The sequence below is a fragment of the Klebsiella grimontii genome, assembly GCF_900200035.1.
GTDB classification, from domain to species: domain Bacteria; phylum Pseudomonadota; class Gammaproteobacteria; order Enterobacterales; family Enterobacteriaceae; genus Klebsiella; species Klebsiella grimontii.
The window spans coordinates 1-17,495 of the sequence record NZ_FZTC01000024.1; the positions used below are offsets into that span (position 1 = coordinate 1).

The 17,495-nt window shown below is 59.3% G+C and carries 14 protein-coding genes and 1 pseudogene; 1 reads left to right on the forward strand and 14 read right to left on the reverse strand.

The features are described 5' to 3' along the window. From KOSB73_RS23670 to KOSB73_RS23695, 6 genes are all read right to left on the reverse strand, one after another. Positions 1-285, reverse strand: a 285-nt coding sequence (locus tag KOSB73_RS23670; RefSeq protein ID WP_098141088.1) for a hypothetical protein, incomplete at its 3' end; no start/stop codon positions are given. Beyond that, positions 282-782: a hypothetical protein gene (locus KOSB73_RS23675; protein WP_003100856.1), complete on the reverse strand. Its 501-nt coding sequence runs from the start codon at positions 780-782 to the stop codon at positions 282-284. The genes KOSB73_RS23670 and KOSB73_RS23675, both read right to left, overlap by 4 nt. After that, positions 779-1,105 (reverse strand): hypothetical protein, encoded by a 327-nt coding sequence (locus KOSB73_RS23680; RefSeq protein WP_003100858.1) that lies wholly within the window; start codon positions 1,103-1,105, stop codon positions 779-781. The genes KOSB73_RS23675 and KOSB73_RS23680 overlap by 4 nt, the downstream gene beginning before the upstream one ends. Positions 1,106-1,359: 254 nt before the next feature. Further along, a complete protein-coding gene (locus KOSB73_RS23685) occupies positions 1,360-1,716 on the reverse strand; it encodes a cupin domain-containing protein (protein ID WP_000215515.1) in 357 nt (118 codons plus the stop codon). Then, positions 1,706-2,107, reverse strand: a complete 402-nt coding sequence (locus KOSB73_RS23690; RefSeq protein WP_001293886.1) for a HepT-like ribonuclease domain-containing protein — start codon at positions 2,105-2,107, stop codon at positions 1,706-1,708. Before KOSB73_RS23690 ends, KOSB73_RS23685 begins: the two co-directional genes overlap by 11 nt. Continuing rightward, complete coding sequence (locus KOSB73_RS23695; RefSeq protein ID WP_001247892.1) at positions 2,104-2,394, reverse strand: nucleotidyltransferase family protein; 291 nt, start codon at positions 2,392-2,394, stop codon at positions 2,104-2,106. Before KOSB73_RS23695 ends, KOSB73_RS23690 begins: the two co-directional genes overlap by 4 nt. A 158-nt stretch (positions 2,395-2,552) precedes the next feature. On the opposite strand from KOSB73_RS23695, the gene KOSB73_RS23700 reads away from it, so the two are divergent. Next, entirely contained in the window at positions 2,553-5,519 is a 2,967-nt protein-coding gene (locus tag KOSB73_RS23700) for a Tn3-like element ISPa38 family transposase (protein WP_003100881.1), read from the forward strand. Between the two features lie 123 nt (positions 5,520-5,642). On the opposite strand, the gene arsH is transcribed toward KOSB73_RS23700, so the two are convergent. The 8 genes and pseudogenes from arsH to traD all read right to left on the reverse strand — a co-directional run bounded on the left by arsH (position 5,643) and on the right by traD (position 17,311). Further along, positions 5,643-6,356 carry an arsenical resistance protein ArsH gene (gene arsH, locus KOSB73_RS23705; protein ID WP_025801347.1) on the reverse strand — a complete coding sequence of 238 codons (714 nt, stop codon included), beginning with the start codon at positions 6,354-6,356 and terminating at the stop codon, positions 5,643-5,645. A gap of 5 nt (positions 6,357-6,361) precedes the next feature. Continuing rightward, entirely contained in the window at positions 6,362-6,694 is a 333-nt protein-coding gene (locus tag KOSB73_RS23710; RefSeq protein WP_001549890.1) for an ArsR/SmtB family transcription factor, read from the reverse strand. 239 nt (positions 6,695-6,933) lie between these two features. After that, positions 6,934-7,269: pseudogene (locus tag KOSB73_RS23715) on the reverse strand (hypothetical protein); the annotation flags it as partial. Between the two features lie 39 nt (positions 7,270-7,308). Next, on the reverse strand, positions 7,309-8,094 hold the full coding sequence (locus tag KOSB73_RS23720) for a DsbA family protein (protein WP_032700801.1): 786 nt from the start codon (positions 8,092-8,094) through the stop codon (positions 7,309-7,311). Between the two features lie 111 nt (positions 8,095-8,205). Further along, positions 8,206-8,793 carry a fertility inhibition protein FinO gene (locus KOSB73_RS23725; RefSeq protein WP_032716672.1) on the reverse strand — a complete coding sequence of 196 codons (588 nt, stop codon included), beginning with the start codon at positions 8,791-8,793 and terminating at the stop codon, positions 8,206-8,208. Positions 8,794-8,934: 141 nt separating this feature from the next. Then, entirely contained in the window at positions 8,935-9,660 is a 726-nt protein-coding gene (gene traX / locus KOSB73_RS23730; RefSeq protein WP_032700803.1) for a type-F conjugative transfer system pilin acetylase TraX, read from the reverse strand. Between the two features lie 92 nt (positions 9,661-9,752). Beyond that, complete coding sequence (gene traI, locus KOSB73_RS23735) at positions 9,753-15,014, reverse strand: conjugative transfer relaxase/helicase TraI (protein ID WP_032744041.1); 5,262 nt, start codon at positions 15,012-15,014, stop codon at positions 9,753-9,755. Further along, positions 15,014-17,311 (reverse strand): type IV conjugative transfer system coupling protein TraD, encoded by a 2,298-nt coding sequence (traD, locus tag KOSB73_RS23740; protein WP_032744044.1) that lies wholly within the window; start codon positions 17,309-17,311, stop codon positions 15,014-15,016. The genes traI and traD overlap by 1 nt, the downstream gene beginning before the upstream one ends. Positions 17,312-17,495 lie beyond the last annotated feature (184 nt).

A 17,495-nucleotide genomic window follows, 5' to 3' on the forward strand; every position in this document is an offset into this window, starting at 1 on the left:
GGTGGCTTGCCGCAGGGCTTCCTCAACCTCGCGCGTCATCCGCTCGTAATCCTCCGGCCACAGCGCTTGCTCCATGCGCAGCGACGCCTGACCCAGCAGGTGCAGCAGGCTGAACAGCCGCATGTCGTTGGTGGCGACGATGCGCTCCCGAATCTGCTCCTGAATAGCTTCGCTAGCCCGATGCGCTTGTGGTGTGGCAGTCCCCTCGTAGTCAGCGGGGAATTCCGCTTCCTCGGCAATCCTTGCCCAGGCGCTGGCCAGCGCCTCGATGGTTGACGTGCTCATTTCCGCCGCTCCTGTGCTCTTTGGCGAATCAACCGGCCAAGGGGCCTCGACGCGAAAACCAGCAGCATCACGCCTATCGGATACCAGGTCGAGAAGACCACCAAGGCATCGAAGGCTGGCCGTCCGGTGTTGGTAGGCAGTACGGCGGTCACAGCCATCAACCCGCCGACCGTCCAGATGATGCGCCACACGTAGGGCATCACGCGGGGCACGTAGCCGTCATCGAAAGCGGTCTGGTAGTAGCGGCGCAGGCCGCGCTCGGCAAGCGCCTGGCGCTGCCGCTCCGACAGCGCATCCGTCCGGCCATACCAGCGCCGGAATGGTGGACAGCGCAGCAGCAAAGGGGTGAAGAGGATCATCACCGCCACGATCGCGACACCCCACGCCATGACGGCGCCGGCATCGGGCCGCTTGGCGTTCTCGATCACGGGCGCGAAGACGCCCGGAGCACCGATCATCCAGAACAGCGCAATGTGCTGATGGAAGGAGAGCTTCATTTGCTCATCCACTTGCGCAGCAGGCGCTTTTTCAGGGAGGCGCGTTCTTGCGGGTTGCGTCCCTTGTGATTGGCGATGCGATCCGCCGTGGCGGCCTGGCGCTTGACGGGCCAGTAGGAGCGGCCATCCTTGCCCATCGACCAGACGCTGCTGGCCTGGTTTTCCAGCAGGGGCAGATGGGCGCTCAGGGCTTCGGGCGACGCGCTGGTCAGCGCCGTGCGCTCACGGGTGCGCCAGCGCTGATGCCAGAGCTTCTTGTCCTCGCGCTCGCTGCCGCAGGTCGTGTGCCCGACGATGGGTGTTTTGCGGCGGCTGCGGCTCATAACGTAGTGGTCTCCAAGAACATTCAGGACTGATCCCAGGCGTCGATGGTCAAGACCTGATCGGCAGGACAGGCGGCTACGCGGTCGGGAACTGGATGGTGTTCAGTCTCATGCCGACCCCATTCGATTGATCGCGTCGCTTGCGGCACGCTGCGACGCAAGGAGGTTTGCGACCTGGTTTAGCAGCCGTGTCCGCTGCATGTCTGTTACCTATCTCCCCGACCGCTCATTGGACCAACTCCAGAGATTGGGCTCTATCGCTCAGCCAATACGAAACCGGCATTGGCTGATGCCACAACCGAGACTAACACAAATGGCTCGGTACCTGTATTTCGCGCCCCGTGCACTTGGCCCGGTCTTGCCACGGCTATCTCACCTTCCCTGAGGGCACGAACAATCCCATTGCCCTGAAAGTAATCAGCCATTCCCGACAAAACAGTCCACGTGTCTTGGCCGTGAGGATGAATGTGAGCCGCAATTTCCTGCCCGGGATGGACATGCCAAACCACGATAATTGAGTCTCGGGTTTCAAGCACAACGGAACGAATAGGCTCGCCTTCGGACGGCTGAACATACTCGGCTACAGAAAATATTCTCGATTCAACAGTCATCGGAGATTCCTCTTTCACAGTTGTCGTTACGGTCTTCATCGTCGGCATCCTGACGCACGGCGGGCAATTGCTGGAGCAACGCCGGCAGCCATTCCTGTACCGTCTCCCACACCACATCGAGGTTGATGTCGAAATAGCCGTGAGCCATGCGATTACGCATATTGCGCATGCTGCGCCACGGCACGTCGGCATGCGCCTGGGTGAACTCGACGTAGCCATCCATCACCTTTGTGGCCGCCTCGCCGATGACGATCAGGCTCATGATGACGGCCTGCTGGGTGCGCTTGTCGGCCAAGAAGTCGTCCTTGGCCATCCCTTCCACGAAGCTGCGCGCATCGGTTGCGGCCTGCTGAATGTGGTCGAGGTAATCGGGCAGGCGGTTCTCGCTCATATCGGTTGCGCCTCCGCGAGCACCTTGGCCCGGAACTTCGGCGGCAGGTCGCCGGGAGTCAGCAGATCGACGTCAACGCCGAGCAGCGATTTCAGTTCTTCTTCCAAATCGCCCAAGTCCAACAACGTGGCACCGGGCAGCGCATCGACCAACAGGTCGAGGTCGCTGCCATCCCGGTCGGTGCCATGCAGCACCGAGCCGAAGACGCGCGGGTTCGCGGCGCGAAAGCGGCCTACCGCTTCACGCACTGCGCTTCGCTTCATGTCAAGCACAACAGACGGTCGCATGCGCATCCTTTCTTATCGAAACTCGTTGAGATGATATGCAATCAAGAATAGAATTTCAAGAACTATTTTCGAGAATCGCAATGCCTTGATTCCCGTGCCGCGCCGGTTGCCTTGGCGGGCTTGTCACAAACCTACGTTTTCAAGAAGAAGGAAACCGCATGCCCCGCCGTTCGATCCTCTCCGCCGCCGAGCGCGAAAGCCTGCTGGCGTTGCCGGACACCAAGGATGAGTTGATCCGTCACTACACGTTCAGCGAAAGCGACCTCTCCATCATCCGGCAGCGGCGCGGCCCGGCCAATCGGCTGGGCTTCGCGGTGCAGCTCTGCTACCTGCGCTTTCCCGGCGTCATCCTTGGCGCTGATGAGCCACCGTTCCCGCCATTGCTGAGACTGGTCGCCAACCAGCTCAAGGTCGGCATCGAAAGCTGGGACGAGTACGGGCAGCGTGAGCAGACCCGACGCGAGCACCTGGTCGAGCTGCAAACGGTGTTCGGCTTCCAGCCGTTCACGATTGGCCACTACCGGCAGGCTGTCCAGTTGCTGACCGAGCTGGCCATGCAAACCGACAAGGGCATCGTGCTGGCCAGAGCCTTGATCGAGCACCTGCGGCGGCAGTCGGTCATTGTGCCCGCCCTCAACGCCGTCGAGCGGGCGAGCGCCGAAGCGATTACCCGCGCCAACCGGCGTCTCTACGACGCCTTGGCTGAGCCGCTGACGGACGTGCATCGCCGTCGCCTCGACGATCTGCTCAAGCGCCGCGACAACGGCAAGACGACGTGGCTGGCCTGGCTGCGGCAATCCCCGGTCAAACCGAACTCGCGGCACATGCTGGAACACATCGAACGCCTCAAGGCGTGGCAGGCGCTCGACCTGCCCTCCGGCATCGAGCGGCTGGTTCACCAGAACCGGCTGCTCAAGATCGCCCGCGAGGGCGGCCAGATGACGCCCGCCGACCTGGCGAAGTTCGAGCCGCAGCGGCGTTACGCGACCCTGGTGGCGCTCGCCATCGAGGGCATGGCCACCGTCACCGACGAAATCATCGACCTGCATGACCGCATCCTGGGCAAGCTGTTCAATGCCGCCAAGAACAAGCATCAGCAGCAGTTCCAGGCATCCGGCAAGGCGATCAATGCCAAGGTGCGGCTGTTCGGGCGCATCGGCCAGGCGCTGATCGAGGCCAAGCAAGCGGGCCGCGATCCGTTCGCCGCCATCGAGGCCGTCATGTCCTGGGATGCTTTCGCCGAGAGCGTCACCGAAGCGCAGCGGCTCGCGCAACCCGAGGACTTCGATTTCCTGCACCGCATCGGCGAGAGCTACGCCACGCTGCGCCGCTACGCGCCGGAATTTCTCGACGTGCTCAAGTTGCGGGCCGCGCCCGCCGCCAAGGACGTACTCGACGCCATCGAGGTGCTGCGCAGCATGAACAGCGACAACGCCCGCAAGGTGCCCACCGACGCGCCGACCGAGTTCATCAAGCCGCGCTGGCAGAAGCTGGTGATGACCGACACCGGCATCGACCGGCGCTACTACGAACTGTGCGCGCTGTCGGAGCTGAAGAACGCGCTGCGCTCCGGCGACATCTGGGTGCAAGGCTCGCGCCAGTTCAAGGACTTCGAGGACTACCTGGTGCCGCCCGCGAAATTCGCCAGCCTCAAGCAGGCCAGCGAATTGCCGCTGGCCGTGGCCACCGATTGCGACCAGTACCTGCATGACCGGCTGACGCTGCTGGAAACGCAGCTCGCCACCGTCAACCGCATGGCGCTGGCCAACGAGCTGCCGGACGCCATCATCACGGAGTCGGGCCTGAAGATCACGCCGCTCGATGCGGCGGTGCCCGATACCGCACAGGCCCTGATCGACCAGACGGCGATGATCCTACCGCACGTCAAGATCACCGAATTGCTGCTGGAGGTAGACGAATGGACGGGCTTCACCCGGCACTTCGCCCACCTGAAGTCAGGCGACCTGGCCAAGGACAAAAACCTGTTGCTGACCACGATCCTCGCCGACGCGATCAACCTGGGCCTGACCAAGATGGCGGAATCGTGCCCCGGCACGACCTACGCCAAGCTGGCCTGGCTGCAAGCCTGGCACATCCGCGACGAAACCTACGGGGCGGCACTGGCCGAGCTGGTCAACGCGCAGTTCCGACATCCCTTCGCCGAGCATTGGGGCGACGGCACCACGTCATCGTCGGACGGCCAGAACTTCCGCACCGGCAGCAAGGCCGAGAGCACCGGCCACATCAATCCGAAATACGGCAGCAGCCCAGGGCGGACGTTCTACACCCATATCTCCGACCAGTACGCGCCGTTCCACACCAAGGTCGTGAACGTCGGCGTGCGCGACTCGACCTACGTGCTCGACGGCCTGCTGTATCACGAATCCGACCTGCGGATCGAGGAGCACTACACCGACACGGCAGGGTTCACGGACCACGTCTTCGCGTTGATGCACCTGCTGGGCTTCCGCTTCGCCCCGCGCATTCGTGACCTGGGCGACACCAAGCTCTACATCCCGAAGGGCGATGCCACCTACGAGGCGTTGAAACCGATGATCGGCGGCACGCTCAACATCAAGCACGTCCGCGCCCATTGGGATGAAATCCTGCGGATGGCCACCTCGATCAAGCAGGGCACGGCGACGGCCTCGCTGATGCTCAGGAAGCTTGGCAGCTACCCGCGCCAGAACGGCCTGGCCGTCGCCCTGCGTGAGCTGGGACGCATCGAGCGCACACTGTTCATCCTGGACTGGCTGCAAAGCGTCGAGCTGCGCCGCCGCGTGCATGCCGGGCTGAACAAAGGCGAGGCGCGCAACGCGCTGGCCCGCGCCGTGTTCTTCAACCGCCTGGGGGAAATCCGCGACCGCAGCTTCGAGCAGCAGCGCTACCGGGCCAGCGGCCTCAACCTGGTGACGGCGGCCATCGTGCTATGGAACACGGTCTATCTGGAGCGGGCCGCGAACGCCTTGCGTGGCCACGGTCAAGCCGTCGATGACGGCCTGTTGCAGTACCTGTCGCCGCTCGGCTGGGAGCACATCAACCTGACCGGCGATTACCTCTGGCGCAGCAGCGCCAAGATCGGCGCGGGCAAGTTCAGGCCGCTACGGCCGCTGCAACCGGCTTAGCGTGCTTTATTTTCCGTTTTCTGAGACGACCCCATTGATGAGCACGGGAACCGCGTCAGCCACTGATTTTTTACCAGGCTGCGGGCATAACAGTGTGGAAAAAGCCGGCATCTGCCGGCTTTTTTATATGCTGCGCTGGTTGACCCGCTCAGAAAGCTGCGCGGCACTCTCTTTCCTTTCGCTGTAGCGGTCGGTGAGATAATCACTGCGACCGCGCGTCAGCAGGGTGAACTTCATCAGTTCCTCCATGACGTCCACTATGCGGTCATAATACGAAGAAGGCTTCATGCGGCCATCCTCATCAAACTCGGCCCAGGCTTTTGCCACGGATGACTGATTCGGGATGGTGATCATCCGCATCCAGCGTCCAAGAATACGCATCTGATTTACAGCGTTGAACGACTGTGAGCCGCCGCTGACCTGCATGACGGCCAGGGTTTTTCCCTGTGACGGGCGGACCGCGCCTGACGTCAGCGGTATCCAGTCAATCTGGGCCTTCATGATGCCGGTCATGGCCCCGTGACGCTCCGGAGAGCACCAGACCATGCCTTCCGACCAGAGAACCAGCTCCCGCAGCTCAGCCACTTTCGGGTGCGTCTCCGGCGCATCATCGGGCAGTGGCAGGCCGGACGGGTTGAAAATTTTCACCTCCGCGCCCATGGCCGTCAGCAGCCGGGCACCTTCTTCCGTTGTCAGCCGGCTGTAAGAGCGCGCCCGCAGCGAGCCGTAGAGCATCAGGATGCGGGGCGGATGCGTTATCTCTCTGGCCTTCAGCTTATCTTCCGTCAGCGGCGCGTCCAGGAGGGCCGGATCGATATTTTTCAGGGCATCAGTCAGGTTGTTCACAATGGGGTCTCTTCGGGAGTCTTTGCGGGTGACAGACTGCAGCTGCCGCCTGCGCAGCATTCTTCTGTCAGAAAGGCCATCAATTGCTCAAGCTGCGCATAGCAGGGCCTGCAGAACAGGGTACGACTCTGCCGTTCCTGGCTTATGAGTCCAGCGGATATCAGCGCTGAAAGATGATGGCTGAGCGTGGAGGCAGGAATCTCAAGGTGCTTCTGCAGTTCGCCAACCGGCAGGCCTTCATGACCCGCCCTGACCAGCTCCCGGTATATGCTGAGACGTGTCGGGTGGCCCAGTTCTCGAAGTGCGTTTGCAGCAGTGTTTAAATCCATAATACCTCCTTTATCTATATTTCCAGAATAATAGAAATATAGCCTGCGTCAATCGTTTCTGCCGTGAGGGTACCGCTTTCCCAATCATGCTCTGTCCGCCAGGTTATGGGGGGCAGAGCCAGAGCACTACCGAAATCCTTGCGAATACCCGTGCAGGGAATAATTTCCGCCCCCTTTATGGCCGGAAAAAAAACTGATAAACGTCGCCTTTTCAGAAGGTTGCTTTCTTAACGTGGTTTTTCGCATGGTTGGACCTCAGACCCCTGATACACCTCACCGTCCTGGAGAATTTCCCATTCCAGCCGGGCTTTCTCGTGGTGCGGCAGCATGGCCACCACCTGAACACCATCACGGATACAGACCAGCGGTGAAACCTCCAGCGTTCTCATTTGGTCGGTATGACGGGTGTACAGCGCCAGACCGGCCCAGAACAGCGCAACCGGCAGCATCACCAGAAGGGGGCCTGCCCATGCGGGAAAAGACGGGTATAAGAGTGTCAGAAAGAGCGCCAGCGCGCCCCCGTACAAATAACAGAATAATTGCTGTTCAGTGCGCAGGGTAAAATATCGGAACATAAACTCAGTCCTTTAAAAATAAACTGGATTAATAAAATATTAATGACGGGATTTATTGATTGCAGACTGAATATTCTCTGCTTCGGTCATTCCGGTAAATACTGTGATGTTTTCAGCCGTCGCGCCTTTTACCGGCAGCACAATAATTCCGGGTGTTCCGGTTAATCCTGTCTCCGTGGCAATATCATTAATATTCTTCAGCGTGGTGTTAATCTCTTCAATGGTCTGCGGTTGAAATGAAATTCCCCCCGATGTCTTTTCAATATCTCCCTTCGTCAGCTTCCCTTCATTCAGGCCTGTCCCGTACAGACCATTGTGATATTTAAGATAGGCCTCCGCTCCTTGCTCTTTCCAGACCTGCAGACCTGTTTTCGCTGCCAGCAGTGACGCTGGCCACCGACTGCCGAAAACCGGCCATTCCATAAAGAAATAGCGCACCTTCGTGTTGTTCTTTATGACCTTCTCCAGCTCGGGTGCAAACCGGCTGCACCAGATGCACTGATAGTCGAAGAATTCGACCACCATCACATCCCCGTCCGCAGGCCCCCAGGACGGGATAGTTTTATCGCCCAGTATTTTCGCCTGCTGCGCCAGCGCAGCGGATGTCAGCCCCCGGCTTTGTTTTTCCTCCTGCTCCTGCTGAAGTTTCTCGCTCATCTGAATCAGTATTTCAGGATGAGCACGCAAATAATCGGCCGCTATTTCTCCGATTCTTTTTTCCTGGATGACGGAGAAAGTCTTTTCTGTCTCAGGCTCTTGAGCAACGCTGTTATTAACAAAGGTGGCGAAAATAAATGGAAGCAGCAAATATATTTTACGTTTCATTTTTATTCCTTTAAAAGTTTCAGTGTAGATAAAAGAATGCCCGACTGCTAAAGAGGTTAAATTCTTTAGCAGCAGCATTTACAGATAAATTTATTTGTGGCAGAGAATGAATTAAAGCGTCTGACTCTGTATTCGGGCACTCAGGCGGCTCTGGCGCACTCTCCGTTCACGGGCATAGTTTTCTTCTTCTGGCGTCACGGTCGCCACAATATTTCCCTGCAGGTCATACCGGGGAGCGCCAGCCTGCATCAGGGAAAGATACTCTTCTGAACGCGTCAGGCTTTTCAGGCACTTAATCACCTGTTTATGCGACAGCGGGAGGTTGCGTTGCGTAATGTCCGCAAACAGATGATCACGCATCCCCGTCGCCAGCAGACGTGGCACATTACCGTCGAACAACTGTGGCCAGAACGCCTTCAAAGTCATGATGGCCTGTTCCGGCGGCAGCAGGCGCAGATATCGGACCGGAGGCGGTGGCTTTACCGCATTGACCACCGGCGCAGATTCACGTGCTGCGGCTTCGTCAGCCTTTTTGGCCCGCTCCAGCTTCTCCTTCTTTACCTTCCAGGCCGGAGGCGTCGTGACCACCACCACTTTTTTACGCCGTACCACTACGGGCGTCTCAGGGGTCCCGGTCGCCGCGGTATCCGCTGCCGGCTTTCTTTTCAGACTCAGTACAGGGCGTTTTTCTTCAGTCATAACAAGGTTTTTTATCTGACAGGAACCAGACTATAAGATACGTGAACACGGTCAAAAGCGCATCCTTTCAGGGCGTAGGCCCCGTTTATCCTAATATTAGATGTCTGCGCAATTGCTGCCCGGACTGATGTCCGGGCTTTTTTACATCGAGACAACGATACCCAGCACCGCCAGATGCACGGCATAGAACATCACGAAGAAATGACGTGGCCAGAAACGTTTCACACGTTCCCCGGCAGATGAACACACCATCAATGCCAGCAGCGCAATGGTCAACCCGGCCACCGACTCACTCACGTCGTTCGGGTTCATCAATAACACCATGATGGCCCACAGCACGCCGTATCCCAGCCGTTCCGTAGCACGTTCTGCCCGACAGAGAAACCAGCCGGCGATAAGCATGCCCACCCCGGCCGCACCGTAGCTGCCGGATGACAGCGGTATCCACGCCGCCAGGAGTGTCATGGCCAGCAGAACATATTGCCGGGAAGGCTGGCTGAACCACCGCAGGGCCTGGCCGGTCACCGCAAAGGCAAACAGAATATTCCCCGTGTACCACGGATATCCAATCAGCATAAAAGACACCTGGGCGACCAACGCCCAGCCCCACAGACTGTTCAGCTGCGACTGGCGAATTTGGCCGTGCCGCGCCAGGTTCACCCCCCACACCAGACCGAACAGCGGAAAACATCCCCGCCCCAGCAGGCGCATGATCTCGTTATTGTGGGCCAGCAATAAGCCTGCATGGTCGGTGACCATCAGGACCAGGGCCACCGTTTTAATCATATCCGTCTGCCCGGGCGTCCAGGTCAGGAGTGCCTGCAGCCAGCGGTCAGCGGCACTGAGGCGCATTACATGTGTTGTCATCTTTATGTCCTTTTTATCCCTTACATCGCGCCCCGGCAGGGTGCCCGATTTTTAATCGGGAAGGATGCCGGGGCAGACAAGCCGCAGGCGCGTCAGTCGCCCCCGAGCGTTTTCTCACGATTGAGATCACGAACCATATCGCGCTCCATCTGCTGCAGGCGCTCCCGCTGAAGGCTCTCCTGAGCCACCTGCTGAACGGCCGCTTCCTGTTTCCGGGTCTGTGGATCGTCGGGCAGGGTCATCTTCTCTTCACCCGGTTTTTCGCGCTCCAGACCGCGAATGACGTCTCCGATGACCTCTTTTACCCGGTCTTCAGATTCGCCGGCTTTACGCCCGTCCCCGGCCACTTCCCGGGCAGTCTGTTCCGCCTGTTTCTCCATATTCTGACGCTGCGCCTCTTCCGCGGCCCGCTGTGCCAGCACTTCTGGCGGAAGCGGAATGTCAGTTCCTGCCGCCTCCGGTGAAACTACCGGTATCGGATCTGCCCAGACGCGTCCGCCGGTGATGGCGCCCGGATTCCAGGGGCGGTCATCGCCAGCAAGGCGCACTACCACGCCGCTGTCAGGGTTATCGCGGGCGACCCTGACGCCCTCTCCCATATTCCCGGCCAGCAGGCTCTCGCCGTTCCGGCTCCCCTGCAGCGCCACAAAGCGGGCATCTTCATTGCCCATCACCCGTCCCTCGCCCCCCATCACCTGCAGGCGGCCGTCGCTGTCCGTCAGCGAACTGAGCCAGATCCCGGCTTCTTTCCCGTTCTTGTCATACACCGGCAGCGCCACGTGGGGCTGCGGATACTGTTTTCCGGGCGAAATGAATTTTCCGGGCGATATCCCCTTCGCAAGGCCGGACTGCTGCAGCGCCGCGCGGCCTGCCGCGGTTTCATTCATCGGTCGCGCACGGCTGAACAGCTGCTCCGCAGTGTGTACCGCCCGGTCATTACGCGGCGCAAGAATATCGTGCGCCGTCGCTTTCGAGGGCGAGGCATTAATTGCTTTTATCCAGCCCTCCCGGCTGTCGGTATAGACCTGAACATGCTGTTTCATACGCGATAACCCGACATAGGCGGATTCGAAGCTGGCCATCGCTTTTCGGCCCTCCGCCACGCCCTCCAGCGCGATGGCAAACGGTTCACTGGCCCCCTGGGCCCCGTGAGCGGTAATGGCATACGCCAGATCAATATGGCGTTGCGCCTCGTCGGCCTTCGGGTTCAGTGTCCGGGAGGTTTTGCCGTCCGACAACGTGACACTGTCACCTGAGACGGATTTTACCTCCCACACGCTGTTGGCCACATAGCCGCGCTCCGGGTCACTTTTGCTGAAGCGCATTCGGTCCCCCTCAGACACGGTGATATCTTCCCGGCGATAGAGCGTCACGCCTTCTGCCGATGCCTCCCGGGGTGAGATAAATCGCTCCTTTCCTTCACTGTCTGTCAGGGTGATCAGCTGATTATCCTTATCCACTTTGCTGATACGGTGGTATACGTTATCAACCAGCGCCACCGCCTCCTTGTGAGCCGTCCAGGTCGACAGTCTGCGCAGTTCACCGTCACGGATGTTACTCGTGACCAGCACCGGCAGGGTGATTTCCTCTTTGCCGGTTTCCCCGTTCTCCCGCCGAGCGTCATGGATCAGACCGTTCAGCGCCCGCCGGTCCTTATTCAGATGGGTGATCACCAGCGTCTGCGACTGTGCCTCCGGGGTGCGACCAGCGTAGTCCTTCACCAGAGCCTCGTAGAGCGTCGCGGGCTGACCTGCCGGCACGCTTTCGCCTTTCTTCAGTGCCTCCTGAATCGCCTTCTCCTGTGCCCGCGTGAATTCCACCACAGAACTGCCCGGCGCCCAGGCGCCTTCTTTTCTCGGCACTTGCTCCGGCGTGACCTGCTCAATTGTTGCCAGCGCGCTGTTCACGTCGCGGTCAATGAGGCTGTAGACCGCCGGTCGCAGTTCCGGTACCTGGCGCACGATTTCTTTCATGATGGCCACATCCGCGGCGCTGCGCTGCTGCATCAGTCTGAATGGCTGGCCGGGTGCAATGGACTGCAACTGGTCGGTGTCCCCGCTCAGAACGGCCCGGCCGCCGCCGGCGGCTATCAGCGACAGGGCTTTTGCCGTGTCGGCCAGCCCCACCATCGAGCTCTCGTCGAGCAGGAACAGGGTGTTGCTGAAATCCGGTGTCTGGCCATTACGCTGCAGGAGCTGCGTGTCGTGCAGGAACGAGGCGGTGGTCTGCGCATCCACGCCGGCGCTCTGCATTTCCCCGACCGCACGGTGTGTCGGACCGAGACCGATAACGCGCGGGCGGGTCTCTTCCGGCAGAAGGTCGATGGCGCCCGTCACCGCCCGGAACTGGGTCGTTTTCCCCACCCCGGCATAGCCCTGAACGACCGTGAAGCGGTCAGAGGTCTCCAGGATCATGCGGGTCGCCGCACGTTGTCCGGAGGTCAGGTCCGTCATCAGGCTGGCCGGCACGCGGTCCATCAGCGGCTGCATCGCCGCTTTCCCTTCGAGTACCCGGGTCAGCACACTCTTTTCTGCGTCCCAGGTCTGGCGGGAAATCAGCAGGTCGTTGCCGTGACCGGGCGCCACCGGCACACTCAGCAGACTGCCGGCCTTAATCTGCGCCTGAATGGACCGGTCAATATCCGCCATCGGGACCTTACCTCCCCCGTCGAATTCCATTGCTGTGGACAGCAGCTGCGGACGCGTGAAGGTCAGGTTGTTGCTTTCCAGTAAGGGAATGGAAAGGTGAATGGCCTGTTCTGCCGGGGAGTGAAGGCCTGCTTTTTGCTGCGCAATGGCCGCATCCAGTTCTGTCTCGCCGGAACGGGCCTTCAGCTGCTCTGAGACCACGCTGAAGGCGGTATGACGCGCCAGCTTCTCTGTAGTGCGGTCCGCATCCTGTGCGGAGTAAAGCCGGATATGGCTTCCGCTCTGCGCCAGCTGGTTCAGCGTGGCATTATCCAGCTCTCGCTGCGTCACCGAGGCAAAGACGGTCGCCGTCTCGCTGACCGACCTGCCGGGGCTTTCCACCCAACCGTGCCCGACCTTGATACCGTCGAACGGTCCGGCGCCCACAGCCAGGGTCTGGGTGGTTTTCTGCCCGGGGCGCTGCACTGTCAGATGCCCGGCCTCCGCTTTCAGTACCGTGACACCCTCGCCCCCTTTCAACCGCGTCTCAGGAATTTTCCCCAGCACCGCCAGACGTTCACCTTCCGCTACCGGTAGCTTATCGGCCCGAAACAGCGTCCACTGGCTGTCGACGGCAGAAACCTTCATATCCAGACGTTCCCCCTCTTTGTCCCTGAGCGTCAGCATATTGCTGCTGGCGGTCACCCGATCGATCACAAAGCGGTCATGCTTCCGGGCGTTCGGGTCCCACCGCTCCACCACCATTCCTTCCCGGTAATAGTCCCGCACGCCGCGGCTTTTACTGTCCAGCCAGACCGGGGTCAGGGCGGTGACGGCCATCTCCTTCGTCCCCAGCACGCCCTCGTTTTTCAGGGTGTCGCGGATGATGCCGTTGAGTACGCCCTGCTCACGCGTCCCGCTGATTTGCGCCACGCTTTCCTGCCCTTCGCGTACGCTGACGGAAAACTCCTGCGCCAGGCGGCTGTAACGTGCGCCTTTGTCCGGCTCACTGATGATGTCCGCCGTCGCCTGCTTTCCGCCCTGCCAGCGATACGTATTCACCCCGCTCTCTTTCAGCACCGTCAGCGCGCTGCCGGTGCCGCTGCGCTTCCCGCTGTCGGAGAGCAGGACCTGCACGTTATGCCGCATGGCGCCATCCAGCATAGAAATAGTCTCTTTCAGGCTCAGCTTCTCCGCCTGGTCCACGATGAGCGTCCCGCCCGGGATAAACGCGGTTCCGTCCTGCAGGGCAGATTTCCCGGTCACCGTTTCTCCCGCCAGACGCGCATCCGCAGACAGAAACTCACGCGAACGGTTGTCAGCAGCAACAATGTGCACGTCCCGCCCTTGCTCCCGTGCCATCAGGGTTAACTCAGCTACCCGCTCACGCTGGCCAGCCGCGCCGCCCTGGCCGGAGACAATCCCCATTGTCGGCAGGTCCTGAGCCAGCACACTGACGGCATCGCTGAAAGGCGACTGACGCACAACAGAGGTATCCGGCGTGACGGAGACATGATTCTGGCGCTGAACCTCCTGGCTCAGCGCTTTAACGGACAATTCATCCAGGACATGGATGTTTGAGGTGAACAGGCCTTTCTCCCGGTCGAGCGGGATCAGCTGCTCACGTTCAATCGCCGCATCGATACCCGTCCTCGCCTGCTCAAACACGCCGGGTTTGGCTTCCAGCTGGCTGACCGTACGGGCCAGCAGGTCAGCATAGGTGAACTGCACCTTCCGGTCGCTGAGCCCGGCAATGGCTTTCGTGACCACGTCGCTGATATCAGGGGCGTCCGTTTTCACCGGGCTGACGGGCGCACTGGCGATTTCTGTCGCGCGCTTATCGGCATCCTCGCGGTAACCGCGCATGTCGAACCCGGTTTCTTTGAGGGTGTTCACCCACTCGACCATCTTCTCTGCCGGGTCGAGGGTTTCTTTGGATTTACGGGTATCGAGCGCGGCGACATCCCGGGATTTCAGGGACGCATCGGGCCCTGCTGCTTCCCTGACCTCTTGGGTGCGGGTGGAAAAAGGCTCGACCGGCACCTCTTTCATTTCCCACATGCCGTGCTTGCCTACGACTTCGGTTTCATACCCGAGCTTTTCCACCAGGGGTTTCAGCACTTCACGGTATATTTTTCCGAAAGCGAGCTGGTTGGCATACACGTTCTCAATGAAGCCGGTTTTACCGACCGTGTCGGTCCCCAGCGACTGCCATTTATCCCCGTTCTGCGTGGCATTGATCACCACGGCATGGGTATGCAACTGGGGCTCCTGATTACGGTTCGTATCGTGGTTGAATTTCGCCACAATGAGGTTACCGGTCAGCACGGTTTCACTTTTTCCGTCCGTCATGACCCGGGTCGCAGCCAGCGTTTCAATCTGTTTTACGGCTTCGGTAACGGCCTGATTGTGGGCATCAATCAGGCGCTTATCCCCGCCGATCATGGCCATGACAGACACGCTTTTGGGGGCGGAGAAGGTCAGATCGTAACCTGGCCGGTGTTTGTTCACGCCATCCTGCATCCGGGTCAGGTCGCTGCCGTCCGGCAACTTTCCTTTCAGCAGGTCCGTGAATACCTGCTTATCCACCTTCCCGTCCAGCCCCAGCGCCTCCGCCCCCTTTCCCTGCCAGCGCTCATCCATGCTCCCGATAACGTAATAGTTATCCTTGTCTGTATAGTAATTGCCGGCGCTCCCCGCGGACTTTACCGAACCAATCGACATCATCAGAAGTTCCCTCCCACCTCAATATCGTCATGCTCGCTGCGGCTGTGATTGATATTGACCTCTTCGCGTCGCTGCATATCACGCTGTGTTTGCTCAGTCGCCAGCCAGGCGTCATACGCATCCATGTCTTCAATTTCACCCGCATCATTCACCCCGGCTGGCAGCATATTCTGACCCTGTTCTGCGGGCTGTTGCTCCAGTGCCTGTTCCGTCCCACCCGCAGGCACAGCAGTCGCACCGGAAGTGGATGCCGCTGCCGCTGCGCCGGTTGTCGCCGCCGCCGGTCGGGTCACAGTAAGCGGGACGGTTGTGACGTGGCGTTCGGGTGATACAGGCTGGGATGCAGACGGAGCCTTAACAGGAACACTTTGAGCCGGTTGCTTCTCCGCCGCAGGAGACGCTTTGATCGGAGCAACCTCCGCCGGTGCACCAGAAGTATCCGTCGCCGTTTCTCCCCCTTCAGGCATCCCTGTCGCTTCGTCCGGCGTAAACAGCATCCGGGCATGACTGCTTTCAGCTTCGCGAGCTTCCAGCAGGGTATCCAGTCTGGCGTCCGTCCGCGTATCGAGGTTACGGAGAATAAATCCCTCGGCAATTTTCGGCCGGGATTTGTATTTCAGAGCCAGCTTCACCGCCGGATACGGGCCCGGCAAGGTGACATAGCAGGACAGGTCAGGCAGCGTCTGGATGTCGGAGTAACTGACCAGCGTTTCCCGCTCTTTTTCCTTGCCGGTCGACACGCCGTCACGTACCGGGTCTGCACCGTAAGAGTACTGCTCGCTGGCCTTGAGGATTTCTTTCTCACCGATTTCGCCGGCGGCAAACTCAGCAATCTCTTTACTTGGGGAGCGGAAAAAGGCACGGGTGTTCATCACGTCGAACAGCGTCGCCGCGGGCTTCACCCCGTAAATATCTTCAAGCTGGGCATAAGACTGGATACCAAACACATAACAGCCGCCGAACTTACGCGCTTCCGGCAGGATCTCGACCAGGTCCGGCAGCTTGTGCAGCGTGGGGAGCTCATCCGCAAAAATCCACACGCGCCGGTTACGGTTCTCCCCCATCCCCAGCAGGCCGCGGATAGCGATAGACAACCACATTGAGATAACCGGCTTCAGTGACGCATGCGTGTCAGCGTTGGAAGAGATAAACAGCCAGCCGTTGGGCTGGTCCTCACGTACGCCCCGCATCCAGTCACGGATAGTGAACGGCTCACCGTTTTTCTCGATCCCCTGCAGATAGCGAATGGCTTTGACGTAGTTGGTCAGTACGGCGCGAATGGAGATAGCCGTTTTCTCAATCTTTTCCTCCACCAGGTTAGCGGCCGGCGTGTTTTTCAGGTACGCGCGCAGTTTGTCTATTTTGATGGACAGCATGGTATCAACCAGCTTTTCGTAGCTACGGTCTTTATCCTCGCGCATCAGGTACGCACCTTCGGAAAATATGGTGCGGCCGGAGCCCTGCCAGAACGGGTCCTCTTTAGTGCCCATCGGAATAAGTGTATTAGAGACGTTATCAAAATCCGGTAGTGTCAGGCATTCGCGCCATATATCCCAGGCTGCACAGCGGGAATCCAGTGGGTTAAGAATTTTATCCAGTGACGGGTCGTAATAGCTTTTGACGAACTCACAGGAGCGGTCGTAAATAATGGCCATATCACCGCGTGCACGTACGTAATTCAGCAGCCGGCGGATGACTTCGGATTTGCCTGAGCCGACCGTACCGTGAAGACAGAAGTTCTGGATTTCGGAGTTTTTCAGAATAGGCAGGTCGCCAATTTTAATATCGGAGGCCACCCCATCGCGTTTCATCTGGCGGGCCACTTCTTTTGGTTTATCGGAAAGCTGGCGCCCTCCGGTATTCTCATCTTCGCTTTGCTGTTTCCCCTGGCGGCCCAGTACCCAGCTGGCGACAAAGAACGTCACAATACAGACGGTCAACGACACGATGGCGGCACAAACGAAGCTGGTCCAGAGCTGCTCACCGCACCAGATGGTATATTTATCGGCAAGGATTTGCTCCGAATTATATTCCAGCGACTTCCCATAATAGTTAATCGTATAGACCGGCTGGGAGCGAATAATATCGCGCATGGGCGCCAGTGTCGTACACCACCAGTAGACGCAGCCGTTAACGAAAGTTTGCCAGCTGAGCCGGTACATCAGTATCAACCCGCACAACACCCAGAAAATAATAAAAAGCACATAGAATATAATATTGGCAATCTGGCCAAACATGCGAAAGCGCATATTGGCAATCTGACCGCCTTGAGTCATGTCCTTAGCATTAAAGCTCATAATTCTTGACCTTAAATACAAAAGCGAAGGAATGTTCCGACCACGGTCGGCAACGCCTCACAGATGCACAAATAAATTGTGCAACTGCTCACCGTTCTGAGGAGGAATAAGCTGATTAAATGTCGAATTAACCTGACAGGCCAGGGAGGCGATGTCAGTCTGGCCCGGTATACCCGGGCCGTGA